The organism is Vibrio sp. CyArs1 (genome assembly GCF_022432925.1).
Classification (GTDB): domain Bacteria; phylum Pseudomonadota; class Gammaproteobacteria; order Enterobacterales; family Vibrionaceae; genus Vibrio; species Vibrio mediterranei.
In genome coordinates, this window is sequence record NZ_JAKRBO010000006.1 from 260,357 (window position 1) to 279,814 (window position 19,458).

At 44.4% G+C, this 19,458-nt stretch carries 16 protein-coding genes; 6 read left to right on the forward strand and 10 right to left on the reverse strand.

The window, feature by feature from the left end:
• Positions 1-98: 98 nt before the first annotated feature.
• Complete coding sequence (gene recC, locus MMA19_RS18665) at positions 99-3,575, reverse strand: exodeoxyribonuclease V subunit gamma (RefSeq protein WP_240206938.1); 3,477 nt, start codon at positions 3,573-3,575, stop codon at positions 99-101.
• A gap of 77 nt (positions 3,576-3,652) precedes the next feature.
• A complete protein-coding gene (locus MMA19_RS18670; protein WP_006071095.1) occupies positions 3,653-4,627 on the reverse strand; it encodes a TDT family transporter in 975 nt (324 codons plus the stop codon).
• A gap of 97 nt (positions 4,628-4,724) precedes the next feature.
• On the opposite strand from MMA19_RS18670, the gene MMA19_RS18675 reads away from it, so the two are divergent.
• The 3 genes from MMA19_RS18675 to dapD all read left to right on the forward strand — a co-directional run bounded on the left by MMA19_RS18675 (position 4,725) and on the right by dapD (position 7,338).
• Positions 4,725-5,618, forward strand: a complete 894-nt coding sequence (locus MMA19_RS18675; protein WP_006071093.1) for a LysR family transcriptional regulator — start codon at positions 4,725-4,727, stop codon at positions 5,616-5,618.
• Positions 5,619-5,744: 126 nt separating this feature from the next.
• Positions 5,745-6,041, forward strand: coding sequence for a YebG family protein (locus MMA19_RS18680; RefSeq protein ID WP_006071091.1), 297 nt, complete (start codon positions 5,745-5,747; stop codon positions 6,039-6,041).
• Positions 6,042-6,306: 265 nt separating this feature from the next.
• Positions 6,307-7,338 carry a 2,3,4,5-tetrahydropyridine-2,6-dicarboxylate N-succinyltransferase gene (gene dapD, locus MMA19_RS18685; RefSeq protein WP_240206940.1) on the forward strand — a complete coding sequence of 344 codons (1,032 nt, stop codon included), beginning with the start codon at positions 6,307-6,309 and terminating at the stop codon, positions 7,336-7,338.
• 57 nt (positions 7,339-7,395) lie between these two features.
• Here dapD and rfaH read toward each other — a convergent pair whose 3' ends face one another.
• Positions 7,396-7,887 carry a transcription/translation regulatory transformer protein RfaH gene (gene rfaH, locus MMA19_RS18690; protein ID WP_006071087.1) on the reverse strand — a complete coding sequence of 164 codons (492 nt, stop codon included), beginning with the start codon at positions 7,885-7,887 and terminating at the stop codon, positions 7,396-7,398.
• 303 nt (positions 7,888-8,190) lie between these two features.
• On the opposite strand from rfaH, the gene MMA19_RS18695 reads away from it, so the two are divergent.
• Positions 8,191-9,576 (forward strand): peptide MFS transporter, encoded by a 1,386-nt coding sequence (locus tag MMA19_RS18695; RefSeq protein ID WP_006071085.1) that lies wholly within the window; start codon positions 8,191-8,193, stop codon positions 9,574-9,576.
• 73 nt (positions 9,577-9,649) lie between these two features.
• Here the strand turns inward: MMA19_RS18695 and hemH are convergent, their stop codons facing one another.
• The 3 genes from hemH to htpG form a co-directional block, all read right to left on the reverse strand.
• Entirely contained in the window at positions 9,650-10,609 is a 960-nt protein-coding gene (hemH, locus tag MMA19_RS18700; RefSeq protein WP_240206942.1) for a ferrochelatase, read from the reverse strand.
• Positions 10,610-10,727: 118 nt separating this feature from the next.
• Entirely contained in the window at positions 10,728-11,372 is a 645-nt protein-coding gene (adk, locus tag MMA19_RS18705) for an adenylate kinase (protein ID WP_006071083.1), read from the reverse strand.
• Positions 11,373-11,691: 319 nt separating this feature from the next.
• Positions 11,692-13,596: a molecular chaperone HtpG gene (htpG, locus tag MMA19_RS18710; protein WP_240206944.1), complete on the reverse strand. Its 1,905-nt coding sequence runs from the start codon at positions 13,594-13,596 to the stop codon at positions 11,692-11,694.
• 261 nt (positions 13,597-13,857) lie between these two features.
• Here htpG and MMA19_RS18715 point away from each other — a divergent pair, with 261 nt between their 5' ends.
• Positions 13,858-14,688: a transcriptional regulator gene (locus tag MMA19_RS18715; protein WP_006071078.1), complete on the forward strand. Its 831-nt coding sequence runs from the start codon at positions 13,858-13,860 to the stop codon at positions 14,686-14,688.
• Between the two features lie 11 nt (positions 14,689-14,699).
• Positions 14,700-15,218: a regulatory protein ToxS gene (locus tag MMA19_RS18720; RefSeq protein WP_006071076.1), complete on the forward strand. Its 519-nt coding sequence runs from the start codon at positions 14,700-14,702 to the stop codon at positions 15,216-15,218.
• A 124-nt stretch (positions 15,219-15,342) separates the two neighbouring features.
• Here the strand turns inward: MMA19_RS18720 and MMA19_RS18725 are convergent, their stop codons facing one another.
• The 4 genes from MMA19_RS18725 to MMA19_RS18740 all read right to left on the reverse strand — a co-directional run bounded on the left by MMA19_RS18725 (position 15,343) and on the right by MMA19_RS18740 (position 19,418).
• A complete protein-coding gene (locus MMA19_RS18725) occupies positions 15,343-16,491 on the reverse strand; it encodes a flagellin (protein ID WP_006069952.1) in 1,149 nt (382 codons plus the stop codon).
• Positions 16,492-16,730: 239 nt separating this feature from the next.
• Positions 16,731-17,867 carry a flagellin gene (locus MMA19_RS18730; RefSeq protein ID WP_240206945.1) on the reverse strand — a complete coding sequence of 379 codons (1,137 nt, stop codon included), beginning with the start codon at positions 17,865-17,867 and terminating at the stop codon, positions 16,731-16,733.
• A 114-nt stretch (positions 17,868-17,981) separates the two neighbouring features.
• Positions 17,982-18,887, reverse strand: coding sequence for a Dyp-type peroxidase (locus MMA19_RS18735; protein ID WP_006071073.1), 906 nt, complete (start codon positions 18,885-18,887; stop codon positions 17,982-17,984).
• Positions 18,888-18,923: 36 nt separating this feature from the next.
• Positions 18,924-19,418, reverse strand: a complete 495-nt coding sequence (locus tag MMA19_RS18740; RefSeq protein ID WP_198558185.1) for a DUF2919 domain-containing protein — start codon at positions 19,416-19,418, stop codon at positions 18,924-18,926.
• Positions 19,419-19,458: the final 40 nt, after the last annotated feature.

The window sequence follows — 19,458 nt, forward strand, 5'->3', positions numbered from 1 at the left end:
CTACTTGGCCGCACAGCAATCTCCCTACACACTATAAAAATACTGGCGGCCGCCCCCTTTCTTGCTCACGCAGCCTTCCCAAATTCACGAAACTTCCCCTATTCTTGAGAATAGTACTCTTCAGCATTCATACTTAGGGTTCTTGGGGCTTCTAGCACGAGCTGCGAGACTAACTTGAGATCATTGGCAAGCACTTCACTCCATTCAGGCCAGACTCTAGAAATATAAGGATTCTCGCGTTCTCCCGTTTGCATATAACCACCGATAAATCGAGCTTCCATTTTACTCAACATCTTTTCATCGTTCGGAGTCCAGCTGCCTCGACTATAGTTTGCCTCGATACCTGCTAATGCCGATTCAGGGAAATAGGCTAGAGGTTTATCCAAACCACCAAGAAACAACTCAAGTAATTGCTTCATATACTGTTCTGCTTGAACACTATCAAGTTGAGGATAGACACGATGTACTACCCCTTCTTTTTTGTCGTAGGCCAGCATATGGGTCGCTGCTGGTTGACCTGCGAGGGTCAGTGCTAGATGGTCAATCCACACACTTAAATAGTCACTAGAACGCAAACGCCCACTACGGTATCTAAGCAAGCCTGAGGCATAAATACCCGTGACCCAACCTTGTAATTTAATGGTGATCGAACCCAAGGTTAATTGCAGGTTTATTTCGGTATCGTCCAGTGCTTTATTCGACAGCGGTCTCACGGCCTTAGCGAGTTCTTCGGTTTGCGCCACGTTCGATGCAAATTCCAAATCACCGAAGTGATTGATAGGTAGATAGCCTTGCGCCTTCTGTTCGGATTTAAATGCCGTTATTAAGTCAGTGCCGTCTTCTGATTTAGTAAAGAAATCAAGTAGCTCTTTTCGCAATACAAAGCTCTCTAATCCATTAAGCGCAAAGGGTTCATCGTCTTCGGTTGTAAACTGCTGTGAATCAAAACTGACTTCAAGCCTGCGGTTGAATAGATATTGAACGGGCAACCGCCAAAAACGCTGCAACTCGGTAAGTTCCAGCTCAACAACACTGCCGACGGCACGTTCAATAGGCTCAAGCGTAAATGGCTCTGAACCGTCAAACCTCACATTACTTAGCTGCTGCAAAGCAGCGGGTAGCCACTCGGAGGCATAACTTTGATAGCTGTGTGCGGACTTAAAATGAGAAGCACTAAACGGCACCATCGCGTATTCCTGAACCAAACTGTTGCGAAGTTTGGCTCCAGACTCATCCACGCTTAACTCACTATCTCCTTGCAAGCAGTAGTTTTGCTCACAATATTCCACCAGCTCTGATACTAATACCGAAGGTACTCGCTCAGTGTTGTCCTGAATAGAGCGCCCAACGTAGCTAATATAAAGCTGTTGCTGTGCCGATAATAAGGCTTCCAAAAATAGATAGCGGTCATCATCTCGACGAGAGCGATCTCCCGGTTTGGTGCGACCTGTCATTAAGTCAAAACTTTCAGGTGGAACACTTCTCGGGTAAACACCGTCATTCATACCAAGCAAACACACAGCTTTAAATGGTATCGAGCGCATTGGCATTAAGGTACAGAAGTTGACTTGCCCAGCAAGGAAGCGCTGACTGACTCGTGATCCCGATAGCTTATCGATAAAATATTGGCGTACAATGCGAGGTGCAAGTGGTTCGCTATAGCAAGCATCTTGAAGCTGTTCTTTGAGACCAGAAAACGTGTCACGAATCGCTTTTACAACCACTTCACCTTCTAGATCAACATCAAAGAAATCATCCAACAAGGCATTTATGTTGGTTTGCCATGTATCTATTGGTGCGGATTTGGCAAGCAATCCACGATACTTGGTAATGGTATCGATAAACTGTGCCAGTTTGCCTGCACTTTCGGCTTGCATACCTTGAGTCTGCTCATAAGGCGCAATGGTGCCATGCTCAAACTCAAACAAGCCAGCTTGTTCACTAATAGCATACCCGGCCAGCATTCGAGAAATACCGAACATCCATGAGTTTTGCTCAAATTCAGGTAAGTCGAACTCACTGGCAGTGTGGTTATCCAAACCCCAACGTATCTGAGCCTCTTCGACCCAAAGTTTTAATGTAGCAAATTCACTGTCACTGATATTGAATCGCTGCAAAATAGCAGGTACCTCAAGCAATTCAAGTAACTCACTACTGGAACAACGCAACTCAGGTAACTGCAATAATAGGTTAAAAGCATTCAATAAAGGGCTTTCTTTGTCTGCCGTTCGGTCCGAGATCGAAAATGGAATGTAGCGCTCACCGGAAGCATTACCAAATACCGCCTGAATCGCAGGGCTATAGGCGTTGATATCGGCTACCATGACAATCACATCACGCGGCTTGAGATCGGGGTTACGATCAAACATCGCTAGCAAGTTATCATGCAACACTTCCACTTCACGCATTGGACTGTGGCAAACGTGTAAAGATAGTGAATGATCTTGAGGCAAAATGGTTGGCTTATGTTGAGAACTTAGCAATAGCTGATCATCTTGGTGTTCTTCTAAGTTCAAAATATCCGCTTGGATATTTTCCAACAGCGTAGTTCGCTGTATATCAACAAATGCTTCTATCTCGTTTGACTCTAGCTGTGAGAGGAGATAGAGATTATCTCTACCTAGCTTACCCATAGATGCCAGTAAGCTGTTGCCAACTTCAGAGATATGCAGTTCATCTTCGATATTTTGCTCGATGGAGCCTTTAAGCTGCTCCACCATCGACATATCGCCAGAATGCGCCACATCGACAATTTGTTGTAAATGCTTGCGCTTATTGGCGGCAAGCTTGGACAGATATTTTCTGTCACGCACTTCACCCCAGTAATAACGACAAGGGTTGGTGAACATCAGATGCACATCAATATGCTGCCCGAGCGCCTTAAGGCCGTCCAAGTATCTCGGGGGCAAAGAAGAAATGCCGAAAACAAATAAGCGCTTGGGCAGCCTATCTAGACCATGCGATTTCACATCCACATTGTGTGTTAAGGCATCAATAAAGTGTTCATAGAGGTTAGCACGGTGGTAAGGTGACTGACCTAACGCTACCGTATGATCATACAACGCCTGCCATAGTTTAGGTTGCCAAGGCTGCTGATCTTCCAGTTCAACGACAGGTTCCCCCGCTTCCCATGCCGCTATCCACTCTGGTCGATAAACCAAGTAGCCGTCATAGATATCGGCGATTTTTTCAGCCAATTGATAGCGTTTCGAGGCATCGGCATCATCGGAAAGGTACTGAGCGAGCGGAGCAAAGTCTGGGTCATTGAGATGAAGCGGTAACAGATGCATGATTTTCCATGTCATCGCTTCTTTATTGAATGCACTGCGCTTGGGCACCTCATCCAACACTTGAACAAATCGATCCCAAATAAACGTCGCGGGAAGTGGAAAGTCGATATTGGCAGCAATGCCAAATTCTTGTGCCAGCGCCATTTTCAGCCATTGTGACATACCTGGGCTTTGCACAAGAATCTGTTCTTTTTCGAATGGATTATCTAGTGGGTCAATCTTGATTAATTGCACCAGTAGAGATTTCAATACATCGATTTGATTTGAGTGATAAACGGTGAACACGTTGCCGCGCGCCTTTAACTAATTGTCCTCACTCAAGATTAACACATTAACTTCAGTTCTAATATTTACTTGAAGTCCTACGCTGTTTGATGTGAAGGTTTAGGTAGATAAGCCATTAAGTAACGTACCGCTACGTAGCTTACAACAATCGTTGCCACAATTAACTCAATATTGGCTAGCACTCGAACTTGCTGAATCGCACTCTCTGATATTCCGTGAGCGCCCATCCAAGCTACCAATTTGTACAAGGCTGTTGCACCTATAACCATTGGGAAAGTAAATGCTGCATAGCCTGGGCTAAATGGTAAACGAAGCAATTTAATGAACGCTAAATAGATAATCATCGTCATCAGTACTGCAATACCGAATAGCAGTGCAAGTATCACTGGTGAAGGCTCTGCTGCCACGGTTAGGTAACCGGCAAGTGAGAGACTCGCTGGCGCTGCCATAATCGCTAATGTTGGTTTAGCTGCGTCTGGAATTTCGTGAGTGAAAATCAAACGATAAATCATGGTAGGAAGCATCACTGCGTACACACCTAGACCAAAGTACAAAGCACCATTTGCTACCCATTGCAGATTTGGATTACCAGAGAACGCCACATCCGCAACCACAATACCAACAGGTGGTACAAACCAGCTTGGCACCATATGGTGTAATTCGAAATCACGACTGCGGTGATAAACAAAGCTTGCTAGGAACACGATATGTAAGCCTACAGCAACTAGCCAGATACCATCACCGAGTCTTGGTAAAAACTGACCAACTGAGTGAGAGACCACCATAGTGGCCATTGCAAACGTAGGAACAACACTGCCCACAACAGGGTGTGCTAGGTCTTCTCTTAATAGGTGGTTATGAAATAAAAATTTGTAAGCCAAAATCACAAGTAATACACTCGCGATGGCCGCGCCCATCCACTGTGCGCCATGATGCAGTTCCAGTGCATTTTCCCAACACCAGCCAAGACTCGCGATACCTAAAGCCAATCCTGCCATTGGTGTAGGTGCGCCTTTAACTCTGTAGTGTGCTTTTTTCACGGTCGCAATCATTATTAGCTGCCTCAATTAATGTGTTGCGCTTATTCTAACTCTGCCTTATGTTTAGGTATATCTATTAAAACTCAACTAACGTTCAGATTAACTAAACATGACCCCACATATCTCGCTTAAGCAACTTAAAGTCTTCGTAGCCGTCACTCAGCATCAAACTCTCACTGCTGCGTCGGAAACACTGTTTCTCTCAAAAGCGGCGGTGAGTATGTCGTTAAGTGAACTAGAAAAGCAAATCGGCCATGCTCTTTTTGATCGGGTAAATAACCGTTTAGTGATCAATCAAGAGGGTCAGAAGTTACTCCCTCTCGCCGATGAACTGCTTAGTCGAAGTCGCGACATAGAATCTCTATTTAGCGATGAGCAAAGTTATCGCGGGCAACTACGCATTGGCGCCAGTGATACCGTTGGTAATCAATTAGCGCCGTTTTTATTGAGTGATTTTCGCCAGCAACACCAACATAAAGCGCAACAGTTGTTTATTTCCAATACCGCGTTGATCTGCCAAAAGCTCATCGATTATGAGTTAGATATTGGCTTGGTTGAAGGTAAAACGCTGCATCCCGAACTTAATAGCACTCAGTTTAGTGAAGATGAAATGTGTATCGTCTCCTCGGTCAATCACCCTCTAGCAACTAGTGATATGAATGATTTGTCCTTGCTTGAAAACAGCGATTGGATATTGAGAGAACCAGGTTCCGGCACAAGAGAGTTTTTCTTAAGAACGGTTGCACCAAGAATAGAGGTATGGCACGAAGCATTCGAGCTGAATACCACAGAAGCGATCATTAACTGCGTATCGGCGGGATTAGGTCTCGCATGTTTATCTAAACTTGCCGCACAAACAGCGATTAATGACGGTCGTATCAAACAACTTCCCGTTGCGCTGGATATGAAGCGACGGTTCTGGGTATTAGTTCATAAAGAGAAATATCAGAGCCCGCTGCTTAAGAACTTTATCGATTTTTGTCAGGTGTGGGATAAAGCCTAGTCTTGCATGAATAGGAAATAGGCAATCAGTTCTCACTTTTGACCCGCCGACTGGACAAGCGGATCTCGCATCTGTATAAACAGACAGTATTACACGTTTCAAAATTAACATATTAGAGGATTGACCATGGCTGTAATCGTCAAGTACGTGGTGGAACGCAACGGAGAAGAAAAGATGACTTTTACCTCTAAAGCTGAAGCTGACGCTTATGACAAAATGTTGGATATGGCAGACGAGTTATTCTCACTGCTAGGCGAAAGTGAGCTCATTGAAGATGAAGCAAAACAGGAAGAGCTATCCCTTTTCCTTGCTCAACGTAAAGAAGAAGTGCTTTATGCTCTGGGTGCTAAACGCAAACCGACACCAAAGAAACCAAAAGTGGTTGAGCCTGTGGAAGAGGATGATAGCGAGGCTGCAGCATAAATCGCTTACCTTAGTATTCCCGTTCTCATCAATAAACCAGCAACGGCCAATCAGGACCTGCTGGTTTTTTTGTCTCTAGTATCGACTATTTCTTATTAGACAAAACTATCGCTAAAAAGACAAAGGGTATCGTTTTACAGACTTTTGCCATTTTTGCCCTTTCATCACATCCTGTCACTCTATAAGATGATTGCCAACAAATTACACCAAGTCGCTGCAGTTTGGCGCGACTTTTGGACAATTCTATACATGGAGAACGAGAGTCATGGCAGCATATTCAATTGCTTTCGGCAGCGCAACCAAAAACCGCGACGGTAAAATCATCGAAGCGTTTTTCCCACACCCACGTCTAAATCCAAGTGACGCACTGGTCTCAGCCATTGCTGAAGTAGCAGGTTACACAGACGGTAACCAAGCGATTGAAGTAACTACAGAGCAAAGCGCTGCATTAGCGACAGCATTCGCATCAAACGACGATGTACAAAATGCATCCTTCGCAGAAAAAGCAGCAAACTCTTCTCAACCATTAGTTATCGTTATTCTTGCCACTGACGAGAAGCCACAATCTGTCGCAGAGGGCTTCTTGAAGCTACAACTGATTTCTAACCGCTTGGTTCAACCACACGGTACAGTGCTAGACGGCATCTTTGGTCTACTTCATAACATCGCGTGGACTAACCAAGGTGCTATCGACCTTCCAGAGCTGGCTGACCGCCAAATCGAAGCTCGCCTTGCAGGCGAAACGCTAACGGTTGATTGCGTCGATAAGTTCCCTAAAATGGTGGACTACGTAGTTCCAACTGGCGTTCGTATCGCCGACACTTCTCGTGTACGTCTTGGCGCACATGTTGGTGAAGGTACAACGGTTATGCATGAAGGTTTCATCAACTTTAACGCAGGCACGACAGGCGTTAGCATGGTTGAAGGCCGAATTTCTGCTGGCGTTGTTGTTGGTAACGGCTCTGATATTGGTGGTGGTGCATCTATCATGGGCACACTGTCAGGCGGCGGCACGGTTGTAGTGTCTATTGGTGAGAACTCACTACTGGGCGCAAATGCGGGTCTCGGATTCCCGCTTGGTGATCGCTGTACTGTTGAGTCTGGCCTGTATGTTACTGCGGGTTCTAAAGTACGTATGCTTGATGCTTCTGGTCAAGAAGTAGAAATCGTCAAAGCACGTGACCTTGCAGGTAAGCCAGACTTACTATTCCGTCGCAACTCTGTGACTGGTCAAATCGAATGTCTAACTAATAAGACTGCGGTTGAGTTAAACAGCGAGCTACACAGCAATAACTAGTCGGTAGCAATATCACGATGTTCAAAAAAGAGCCTCAGCATAATGCTGAGGCTCTTTTTATATATCCAAATCTTTATTGTCGATACTTACTGGGACTTGTTTGTTAATCAAATTGACTAACATAATAGAACGCGCCTCACCGTCAGCCTCTTGGAAAATGGCTTCAATGCCCGCAAACTGACCACCAATCACTCTCACGCATTCCCCTTTGTCAGGAAGGTCAGCGCAATCTGGCTCATCACAATGAACCATCGATCTTAATTCAAAAATCAGATCACCATTGATCTCTTTTGGTTGAGCACCAAAACGAATGAAATCAACCACACCTCGTGTCGAGCGAACGGTAGTGAAAGAAGGTCCTACCTCATAATCAAACTTCACGAATACATAGGATGGAAAGAGCGGCTCTTTCACATTCTGTCGTTTGCCACGCAATATTTTTTCTACCGAGATCTCTGGGTAGTAGCACTCTAAGCCTTGATTTTCGAGATGCATTTTCGCGCGAGCTTGTTCTCCGCGCTTACAATAAAGCAAATACCAACGTTTCATTTTCACTGCATAATGTTTCTAATTACCTACATCGTATCACTAAATTTGCGGTCTTTCTCTAAAGTTCAATTAATGAATCGAATAGTAAAGAGGAATATTCCTAATAATTGCGAGTTAACAAAAAATGAAATGTTAGTTTGCAGCACATTTTTCTCGTACCATTCCTGAAAAATTTACTTACATTTCATTGTGTTAAACATTTTATTCACAATATCTATTAATTAATGCTATTGCAGTTATTAATTTGGTCATGTATACAAGTTGGCACATTATATTCTTTGATAACTAAAATTAGTAAAACTTATGACAGCACAGCACAACATCCTAGGCCACCCACGAGGCCTGTTTCTATTGTTCGGTACCGAACTATGGGAACGTTTTTCCTATTACGCAATGCGTGCCATCCTAGTTCTGTTCTTAACTGATGCTACTATGAATGGCGGTATGGGCTGGTCCACTAAAGATGCTCTAGATCTCTATGGTATCTATACTGGACTTGTTTACATCACTCCGCTTATCGGTGGTTACATTGCCGATAACTTCCTAGGTCAACGAAAATCTATCATCATTGGTGGTGTATTGATGGCAGCGGGTCAATTCACTCTGGCTGCTGCGGCATCAGGCGAGCCTAATGCGCACTTATTTTATGGTGGTTTGGCACTTCTTATCGCTGGTAACGGTATGTTTAAGCCAAACATTTCAACCATGGTTGGTGACCTTTACGAAGAAGGCGACAACCGTCGTGATGGTGCCTTCACTATCTTCTATATGGGTATCAACTTAGGTGCATTACTAGCGGGTATCGTTGTGGGTTCAGCAACCGATTCATTCGGTTGGTCAGCAGGTTTTGTGGTTGCTGGTATCGGTATGGTGCTCAGCTTAATCATGCAGCTTACTATGGCGAAATCTTGGTTAGGTGAAATCGGTAACGTGCCTGCGGCTGCTCGTGCAAAAGCACTGAACAACTCAAAAACAAAGGCGCCATTAACTAAAGAAGAGATCGATCGCCTTAAAGTTATCCTTATCATGGGTCTATTTGTTATCGTTTTCTGGGCTGGTTTTGAACAAGCCGGTGGCCTGATGAACATCTACACGCAGCAATATACAGACCGTATGATTGGTGACTTTGAAGTACCAGCAGCTTGGTTCCAATCGCTAAACCCGTTCTTCATTATTACTCTTGCTCCTGTTTTAGCGGCAGTTTGGGTGAAACTTGGTAAACGTGAACCTAACTCTCCAGTTAAATTTGCTCTAGCACTATTCTTCCTAGCACTTGGCTTCCTTTGTATGGTTGGTGCGGTGATGGAGCAAGGCGGCGACACTGCAGTTAAAACCTCTATGCTTTGGTTAGTGGGTGCGTTCTTCTTCCACACACTAGGTGAGCTTTGCCTATCTCCGATCGGTCTATCACTTGTAACGAAATTAGCACCGCTTCGCCTCGCATCACTTATGATGGGTGCATGGTTTGGTTTCAATGCGATTGCAAACTATGTGGCTGGCCTTATTGGTTCACACGTTGGTGAACTAGGTGCAATGGCTATCTTTGGCGGCATTGCCGCAACGGCCGTCATTTGTGGTGTTATTTTACTCGTGTTCTCAAGTACCTTAGTAAAATGGATGCACGGTGCCGAGTCTAACGGCATTAGCAAGGCTCAAGAAGTAGAAGAGCAACAAGCACAACTCGCTTAATAAACGAATAAGCTTAATAACTAAAAAGGGTCAGACATTGAATGTCTGACCCTTTTTTAATTAAGACAAGCCATTAAGCAGACTGAACCAATTCAACCATCATGTCGATGTGTTCCTGCGAATCGTTAAGACAGCAAATATAACGATAACTTTCGCCACCCGCTTCGATGAAGGTTTCTTTCGCCTCCACCGCGATTTCTTCCAGTGTTTCTAAACAATCCACCGAGAATGCCGGTGTGATAATATCCAGCGATTTAATGCCTTTATCTGGCATTTGCTTTAACGTCTGTTCCGTATACGGTTGTAACCATTCCTCACGACCAAAAATGGACTGATAGCTCATTCCTATTTGCGACGAATCTAGGCCTAACTCTTCACCCAGAAGCTTCGTCGTCGCTTCACAATGCAGAGGATAGACGTCACCGTTATCAGCGTAGCGTTTTGGAATGCCATGATATGAGCACAACAAGTAATCCGCGCGCCCGTGCTGCTCCCAATGCGCTCGCACCGAATTGGCTAGCGCTTTGATATATCTGGCGTTGTCATGATAGTCGCGTACCAATGAAATGCTAGGAAGCGTTGAGATAGATTTACAAGCCTTGGCAATACCATCAAATGCAGCCGCAGTCGTCGTCCCTGAGTACTGAGGATAAAGTGGCAGTACCACGACCTTATCAACCCCTTGGTCTAGTAATCTTGAGAGCCCATCTTTAAGAGAAGGATTGCCGTAGCTCATACCGAGTTCAACCGGCATATTTAGAGCTTGCGCCAGTTTGTCGGCTTGTTGACGGGAGTACACCATCAAGGGTGAGCCCTGCTCCATCCATACTGATTGATACAGTTTAGCGACTTTAGGCGAACGAATAGGCAAGATGACGCCGTGCAAAATAGGGCACCAAAGCCAACGATTCATATCCACAACGCGGTGATCATGCAAGAATTCTTGTAAGAACGCTTTCACTCCTTTTGCTGTAGGTTCATCAGGCGTACCTAAGTTAACCAGCAAAACTCCTGTTTTTAGCGAACCGCTCATAGACTTCCTTTTAGTTGTTATTTGATTTCTAAACGGATTATATACTCTAGCTGACCATCCATGGATCAAAAAAAACGACCTAATAAGGTCGTTTTTTTACTTGATTCACAATTGCGAATTAAGACAGAGCTTTTTCGATATCTGCGCTTACGTCAGCAACTTGCTTAGTACCGTCAAATTTCAGGTACTTAGTGTTACCCGCTTCTGCTTCTTTACCATAGTAAGCAATCAGCGGCGCAGTTTGATCGTGGTAAACGCCTAGACGAGCACGTACTGTCTCTTCTTTGTCGTCATCACGAACTACTAGGTCTTCACCTGTTACGTCGTCTTTACCTTCCACTTTAGGTGGGTTGTAAACAACGTGGTATGTACGACCAGATGCTAGGTGAGCACGACGACCCGCCATACGCTCAACAATCACATCATCAGCAACGTCAAACTCGATAACGTAGTCTACGTCTACACCCATCTCTTTCAGGCCATCAGCTTGAGGGATAGTGCGAGGGAAACCATCTAGTAAGAAACCTTTTTCACAGTCGTCTTGAGCAATACGCTCTTTGATTAGACCAAGAATGATATCGTCTGATACTAGCTGACCTGCATCGATAACCGCTTTGGCTTTCTTACCAAGCTCAGTGCCTGCTTTGATTGCTGCACGTAGCATGTCACCAGTAGAGATTTGAGGGATACCGTACTTCTCCATGATGAATTGAGCTTGTGTGCCTTTACCAGCACCTGGAGCACCTAAAAGAATGATGCGCATGACTTGTCCTCTTATACTTAAAAAGATTTTATACCGAAGCTCACAGCGAAAGGCTTCACCTTAGTGGCTGCTTTACGATAAGTTTCGGTATAAAGATGAATTCTGAATGTATAAACATTGCTCAACAAAGATCTGAATGTTTATGCGTGCGGCGCATTCTAACACAGAAATCTTTTGCTTGGCGCGAAATACGACTAAAGAATAGCCAACAAGCATCTAAAGTTCGCTAACTCTGTGTTAAACCACACTTTAAAATGAATGAGCCCAATACTATTGGGCTCATTTTTATGCTTTAAGTCACAAAATAAATCTAAGGTTATTAGACTTTAGACAAAAGCTTATTCACTGCACCTAGGAATTGAGATGGATCTGTCATAGAGCCACGCTCAGCCAGCATTGCTTGCCCTAGTAATACTTCAACCCAGCGACCAAACGCATCTTCATCCGCTTCGTCTGCCATGCGCTTAACCAACTCATGCTCAGGGTTAATTTCAAAGATGTACTTAACTTCAGGCACTTCCTGACCAGCTGCTTCAAGCAACTTCGCCATCTGTGTGCCCATTTCGAAGTCATCGGTAACCACAACAGCTGGAGTAGTCGCAAGCTTGAACGTGGTGCGAACTTCCTTAACGCGATCACCTAGGTAAGCTTGAGTGCGCTCGACCACAGACTTGAACTCTTCCTCTGTCTCTTTTTGCTTCTCTTTTTCCGCTTCGTCTTCAAACTTACTTAAATCAAGACCCGATTTAGTAATGGATTGGAACTGCTTACCGTCAAACTCGTTTAGGTAGTTCATCAGCCATTCGTCGATGCGGTCATACATCAGAATAACTTCAATGCCTTTCGCTTTAAATTGCTCCAAGTGTGGGCTGTTTTTTGCCGCCGCGTAACTATCTGCGGTTAGGTAATAGATCTTGTCTTGGTCTTCTTTCATGCGCTCAACATAAGACGCAAGAGGCACAGTTTGCTCAGCAGAATCCACCTCCGTCGACGCAAAACGAAGCAGGCCAGCGACCTTCTCCTTATTTGCCATGTCTTCCGCTGGGCCTTCTTTCAGTACTAGGCCAAACTCCTTCCAGAACGATTGATATTTCTCTTCATCATTCTTAGCCATGCGTTCAAGCATAGTTAGCACGCGTTTGGTACATGCGCCACGCAACGATTGAGTAACTTTGTTATCTTGAAGAATTTCACGCGAAACGTTTAGTGGTAGGTCATTTGAATCAATTAGACCACGGACAAAACGCAAATAAGATGGCATGAACTGTTCTGCGTCATCCATAATAAACACACGTTGTACATACAGCTTAAGTCCGCTCTTATGATCGCGATTCATCATATCCCAAGGCGCTTTAGCTGGAATATATAGCAAGCTAGTGTAGTCATTCTTGCCTTCTACGCGGTTGTGACTCCATAGCAGAGGGTCAGCAAAGTCATGAGACACATGCTTATAGAACTCTTGATACTCTTCATCGGTAATATCAGATTTGTTGCGAGTCCAAAGTGCTTGCGCTTTGTTGATCTGTTCCCACTTACCTTGTTCTGTCTCTTTACCTTCTTCATCACGCTCAAGCGTCCAAATAGATACTGGAATGCCGATGTGGTCTGAATATTTGCTGATTACATCACGAAGACGCCATTCAGATAGGAACTCTTTACCTTCTTCACGCATGTGAAGAATGATATCCGTACCACGTGTTTCTTTAGTGATGTCTTCGATGGTGTAGTCGCCTTCACCAGCAGAGTGCCATTGCACCGCTTGGTCAGCGGCCGTGCCCGCTGCGCGCGTGCGTACGGTCACCGCGTCTGCCACAATAAACGCTGAGTAGAAGCCAACACCGAATTGACCGATTAGTTGTGAGTCTTTACTTTGCTCATCTGACAATTTAGCAAAGAACTCTTTTGTACCTGATTTTGCAATAGTGCCTAAGTGTTCGATCACATCATCGCGCGTCATACCGATACCATTATCGGAAACGGTTAATGTGTTGCTCTCTGCATCAAACGACAACTTAACGCCTAAGTCTGCGTCACCTTGATATAAGTCAGCGTTAGATAGCGCCTGAAAGCGCAGCTTATCGGCTGCATCGGACGCGTTCGAGATTAACTCTCTTAGAAAGATCTCTTTATTTGAATACAGAGAGTGAATCATTAAGTGAAGAAGTTGTTTTACCTCTGACTGAAAGCCACGGGTTTCTTTATTGTTAGTTTCAGCGGTGCTCATGCTATCTCCATTACACATTTAATATCGAGTTTCGACATTTTCTGGAACTCGTTATTGCTATGATTAATCTGCTAAAGAAATGAGGATGAAGATTGTAAATTCAAGGTCAAAAAACATAAAAGTGCTGTTTTTTTGATTGGTTTTTATTATCCTACTGCTCCTGACTATAAAAAAATCCTAAAATCCTATAATTGGCCCTGCAATTATTCAGTGCCAAAGTATCAGTATCTGTCGCGTTGCGGCACTAAAAAGAAGAATGCAATGAGTAACATAGGCACTAAGTTTATACTCGGTCAAAAGTACATTTTTGACCCTAATAGCAACTCTTTAGTCGATCAAACCAATAACGATGAAGTAGTCCGTCTTGGTAGTAATGAAAGTCGCATTTTACTTCTACTCGCTGAAAGACCGAATGAAGTCGTGACCCGTAACGACCTTCATGAATTTGTTTGGAGAGATCAAGGCTTTGAGGTCGATGACTCAAGCTTGACTCAAGCTATTTCTACGCTCCGCAAGATGCTGAAAGATCCAACAAAGTCACCTCAATTTGTAAAGACGGTGCCTAAGCGTGGCTATCAGCTTATATCTAGTGTTGAGCGCTCTGTGCCTGTCGCTTCATCAGAAGCCATAAACGAAGCCCCTGTTGTTGATCTTGCCAAAGAACTGCAAGAGCCAAACTCTGCGTCAACAGTTCCTCACTCAGAGCCAGTGATCCCACCAGCTCCAAAAGAAAAGACACCGCCAACCGTTTGGGCAATGGTCGTAGTGGCAATTTTGCTACCTATTCTTGTGCTTATGGTAACCAACCCAGCGCAATCAAGCTTTAAAGAGCTTGGTATGGTCGAAAGCGTTAAGATTGTGACGCCTGAAAACCACCCTGACGTCTCTAGCTGGCAACCAAAAATTGAGCAATGTGTTGCTAAGTATATTGAAACGCATACCGACGACATGTTGCCTCTAGAAGTGATTGTAACAGGCGATCAGAGTGATCAAATTGCACTGAACTTTATTCATAGTGTCGAATTCTCTGGTGAAAATAGCACAATGCGTATTTTTACTGAGCAATCAGACTTAAGCAAAGTGTGCAAGTAAGGAGTGTCCTGATGAAAATGAAATACGCTGCTATTTTACTTGCTCTATCTACTGCTCTAAGTGCTTGGCTTTACTGGGGAAGTGATTTAAAAATCGAGCAAGTTCTAACGTCCAATGAATGGCAGTCCAACATGGTAGGTATCATTGCTGCCCGTGACTATCCAGATACCGATATCGGCCCGTTAAGCCGATTAGAAATGTCGGCCAACGTAAAATATTTGCCAGGTGGTGAATATATCCGCGAATCTTCAATGCGCTTGTACGGTAACGATCCAGAAAAACACACCTTGATTAAGATTTCTGAGAAAGGCGCTTGGACTATCAGTGACAACTACTTACTGATTTCACCTCGAGAGTTCAAAGACACTGCGACGGCACAATCGGACGAGTTTACTCATGAGCAACTTGCGATGATTAAGCAGTTCCTAAAAATGGAAGCCCAGCAAAGTCGACGTATTGATATCGTTAACGAAAAAACATTATTGTTGACTAGTTTAAACCAAGGTTCATCTATCTTGTTCTCTAACTAAGTCAGAGTTTAAATATCATAAAGGAGGCAGTCTGCCTCCTTTATTTTTTGTAGCTAAAAAGTGTGAGACCATAAAAAAACCAGAGCTGAAGCTCTGGTTTTTTGTTTGTCATCTGAGGTGACGCTTAGCCTAGTAGGCTCAATGCTGCGTTTGGCGCTTGCTTCGCTTGTGCCAAAATCGAACTTGAAGCTTGCGATAGAATTTGATTCTTCGTCATCGCTGTCGTCTCTTTCGCAAAGTCCGTGTCTTTGATACGGCTCTTCGACGCGTTCACATTCTCATTGATGTTGTCTAGGTTGTTGATAGCGTGATTGAAGCGGTTTTGGAAAGCACCAAGCTCAGCACGGTGGCTATCCACATACTTCATCGCAGAATCCAGAATCGCCACGGATTCTTGAGCGCCACCTACTGACGTGACATCAATATCGTTAACCGTTGCTGCTGCCGCTGCACCTGACATGTCTAGCTCACCTGAACCCGCTAGCGTACCACCGAAGCTTAATGAAGCGCTGTCGATGTCTTTATTGTTGCTCGCAAATACTTGTAGTGCGCCATCTTCATCTACAGACGCTTGCACTAGGTCAGTTTGACCATTGATGTACGTCGCTAGCTGCTCAATGTCGTCGCCTTGTTTCGCGTTAATCGTCAGCGTTGTCATCGCATTACCCGCGCTGTCATTCATATCGATAGTCAGTGTTGAGTTTGCTGCCACTGACCAATCTTTATCTTTTGCATTCGCTGCTTGGTAAACCGAACCACCCATGCCGCTGTTGTCTGAGCGCATGTCTTTCAGGCTTAGCATCACCGCTTCACCATTGTTTGAACCGATTTGGAATGACTGGGTACCGTAAGTACCGTTCAGTAGACGGTTACCACCGAATGCTGTGGTTTCAGCGATACGGTTTAGTTCGTTGTTCAGTGCCGTCACTTCTTCTTGAATCGCCACACGCTCTGCTTTTGAGTTTGAGCCGTTTGCCGATTGCAGTGATAGGTCACGCATACGTTGCAGGATGTTCGTTGTCTCATTCATCGCGCCTTCAGCAGTTTGGGCGATAGAGATACCATCGTTCGCGTTGCGCACTGCCACATCAAGACCACGGCTTTGAACGTTCAAACGGTTCGAAATTTGTAGACCCGCTGCGTCGTCTTTCGCACTGTTGATTTTATGACCCGAAGACAAACGCTCCATTGACGTTGCTTGCGCTTGACTTGCGCTGTTTAGGTAACGCTGAGCGGTCATCGCTGATACGTTAGTATTTACATTCACTGCCATGTTGTTTCTCCAATTGATTTTCCGGTGTAGCGGTTTCCGACGTCTCGGAAAACCAAGTAGTTCTCTCAAAGTTACTATCTTTATCGTCTTCAAAATGAAAGACTTGAGAAGTTTATTTATGGAAAGTTACTTTTTTTATGCGGTTGGACATGAATTGTGATAAGAAACATAAAAAGTGAAGTTTTGTAGGAAAAAGAACTAAAGTTATCTGCCAAGCCGTCGTACGACCTATTTTGCTATTAGCTCTGCAAAAGAGTAAGTGCTAGGTTAGGAGTCTGTTTTGCTTGAGCCAAAATCGTAGTGCTAACCTGTTGAAGGATTTGTTGCTTTAACATTTCGGTTGTTTCTTTCGCATAGTCAGTATCTTTAATACGGCTGTTCGAAGACGATAAATTCTCTTCCATATTTGCCAGATTATTAATGGTATGACCTAGCCTATTTTGGTACGCACCCAACTCAGCCCTATGACCATCCACATACTTTAAAGCTTGATCGATCACCGACACCGACATTTGCGCACCTCCTACTGCTTCGATAGACAAATTATCCACCGTCACAATACCTTGAGTCGCAATATCTAAAGCCTGAGCAAAGCTCCCAGAAAATGTCACGCTGCTGGTGACTTGCTGGGAGTCTGCAAACAATTGTAACTGCCCCTGCTCGTTTACTGAGGCTGAAATCGTATCTGTTTGCCCGTTAATGTAAGTTGCAACCTGTTCAATATCATCGCCAACTTTAAGCTCTATCGTGTCAGTCTGAGTTCTACCTTGAGCATCTTGATAACTGAAACTCAAGCTACGATTACTTGAATCCACCAGCCACGATTCAGAAACGCCATTATTGGCACGATAAGCAACGCCGCCCATTTCCAGTTGGTCAGAACGCATATTTTTTAGTTCAACTTGAATGGCCTCACCTGCCTGCGCACCTATTTGGAACGTGGCCTTACCAAAGCTTCCATTGAGCAATCTTTTACCACCGAATGAGGTGGTTTCTGCGATTCGATTTAGTTCATCATTAAGGGCGGTAAACTCTTCTTGCAGCGCCTTTCGATCTTGAGCCGAATTGGAACCATTGGCAGATTGCAGCGAGAGATCTCGCATTCGTTGTAGGATTGATGTGGTTTCATTCATCGCGCCTTCCGCAGTTTGCATGATGGAAATACCATCATTTGCATTACGCTGCGCTACGCCTAAACCACTTATTTGAGCTTCTAATCGATTAGAAATTTGTAGGCCAGCTGCATCATCCTTAGCACTATTAATACGATAACCAGATGACAGGCGCTCTAACGACTGATTCAACGCCTGAGACGCTTTATTCAGTTGATTCTGCGCCATCATTGCACTGACATTGGTATTAACAGTAATCGACATACAAGTTCCGAAAACAAGAGGGTTAGTTTGGTATCGACTAAATGAGAAAAAACTGAAGGGAAAAAAAATTGTGAGAAGGTTCCTAGTACAAACGCCTAGGAACCAAGATATGGATTATGCTGCGATATTTAGTGAGGCAAGCATCTCTTGCGACGGCGCAAAGAAATACGCCCCTGTGACCGCTTTGGTAAAGCGTAACAACTGGTCAGTTTTACCATCGGTTGCACCGTACATGCTTTCAAGCATCGCATCGAAGTTATGTACCGTATGACAATAAGCAATGAACAGTAAGCCATGAGCGCCACTTACCGTACCATACGGTAAGCTGTGACGAACAATTTTAAGTCCTTTGCCTTCCTCTTTGATGTCTACACGCCCCACGTGAGATGCGGCAGGGACATCATCCAGCTCTATAGAATCAGGCTTGGTACGACCAATTACTTTTTCTTGTGCTGCAACATTAAGGCGGTTCCACGCTGGCAGATTATGTTCAAAACGTTGCACCATCACGTAACTTCCAGAAGCAAACTCACCATCAGCAACTAATGCGACTTCACCACGCTGCTCACCTTTCGGGTTTTCAGTGCCATCAATAAAGTCGGTCATATCACGAGCATCCATAAAGCGATAGCCGTAGGTCTCATCCACAACAGTTACGTCCTCAGCAATCTGACCCATGAGTTTACGCAACACATAAAAATGCAGGTCATGACGCTTAGAGTGACAATGCACTAATACATCTACCTCAGTCGATGGAGCGTGAATATCACCTTCACCTAGTTCTGGGAACGCTTTCAGTTCTGGCGGCATCGCCTGTTCAAACTGTGTCCAGAATGAGTGAGAGAATGCTACTGATGAAGTCAGTTCAGCACCAGGTTGAGACTCATTAAGCTCTTTTACTAACTGTGGTAATGCTTGCAGTGCACTTAGCACTTGCTGAGGGTTTTGATTCACTTTTAACTGCATGTACAACGCAAATGGTTCAGCATCAGGCGTTATCGCACTTTGTGGTAATGACATTGATCTTTCCTCTGTTTTTGCACAGTGTATTTTTAACTAGTTACTCGTAGTATGACCTTGATCAGTAACTGTATTGATTTTTCTTGGCATCGCTAAGCAATCTATCACATAGCGACTATTTACCAAATAAATAGCAAACCAGCACAGCAATACCAGTGTCATCGCGTTGGTCCAGGTAAACTGCCAGTGCTGTAAGCTGACTAAGTAGACTGTATGTCCTAGCTGCATTAGCACCACGAGAATAGAAGTGCCTCTTAAATAGCTAACAGAGCGATTGATTTTGTCTGTATCCGCTTTACGCAATCCCATTAGCCACATTCCTACAACAATCGGTAGCCCCATGGCCAATCCGAGGTAAAGCATAGTGTGGTTTGGGTAAACATACTCGAGAATTTGACTTCCTTCTTGGCGACTCGCACCAGCAACAATAAATACCACCCAAGCACGTGTCAGGAACGCCCACCCTAACCAGAGCCAAATTGGCGCTTTGAGGATTCCGTGCTGGTCATATTGTTCTATGCCATAGCGCATAATACGTCTCAAATTCTAACTAATATCAAACTATATGGTG

Bases quoted from the DNA above. Each gene is read 5' to 3' on its own strand.
- htpG (WP_240206944.1), bottom strand. From the start codon at position 13,596: ATGAGCACCGCTGAAACTAACAATAAAGAAACCCGTGGCTTTCAGTCA.
- MMA19_RS18680 (WP_006071091.1), top strand. From the start codon at position 5,745: ATGGCTGTAATCGTCAAGTACGTGGTGGAACGCAACGGAGAAGAAAAG.
- MMA19_RS18730 (WP_240206945.1), bottom strand. From the start codon at position 17,867: ATGTCGATTACTGTTAATACCAATGTCAGTGCAATGATGGCGCAGAAT.
- MMA19_RS18735 (WP_006071073.1), bottom strand. From the start codon at position 18,887: ATGTCATTACCACAAAGTGCGATAACGCCTGATGCTGAACCATTTGCG.
- adk (WP_006071083.1), bottom strand. From the start codon at position 11,372: ATGCGCATCATTCTTTTAGGTGCTCCAGGTGCTGGTAAAGGCACACAA.
- MMA19_RS18720 (WP_006071076.1), top strand. From the start codon at position 14,700: ATGAAAATGAAATACGCTGCTATTTTACTTGCTCTATCTACTGCTCTA.
- MMA19_RS18725 (WP_006069952.1), bottom strand. From the start codon at position 16,491: ATGGCAGTGAATGTAAATACTAACGTATCAGCGATGACCGCTCAGCGT.
- MMA19_RS18740 (WP_198558185.1), bottom strand. From the start codon at position 19,418: ATGCGCTATGGCATAGAACAATATGACCAGCACGGAATCCTCAAAGCG.
- MMA19_RS18670 (WP_006071095.1), bottom strand. From the start codon at position 4,627: ATGATTGCGACCGTGAAAAAAGCACACTACAGAGTTAAAGGCGCACCT.
- MMA19_RS18715 (WP_006071078.1), top strand. From the start codon at position 13,858: ATGAGTAACATAGGCACTAAGTTTATACTCGGTCAAAAGTACATTTTT.
- dapD (WP_240206940.1), top strand. From the start codon at position 6,307: ATGGCAGCATATTCAATTGCTTTCGGCAGCGCAACCAAAAACCGCGAC.
- MMA19_RS18675 (WP_006071093.1), top strand. From the start codon at position 4,725: ATGACCCCACATATCTCGCTTAAGCAACTTAAAGTCTTCGTAGCCGTC.
- hemH (WP_240206942.1), bottom strand. From the start codon at position 10,609: ATGAGCGGTTCGCTAAAAACAGGAGTTTTGCTGGTTAACTTAGGTACG.
- MMA19_RS18695 (WP_006071085.1), top strand. From the start codon at position 8,191: ATGACAGCACAGCACAACATCCTAGGCCACCCACGAGGCCTGTTTCTA.
- rfaH (WP_006071087.1), bottom strand. From the start codon at position 7,887: ATGAAACGTTGGTATTTGCTTTATTGTAAGCGCGGAGAACAAGCTCGC.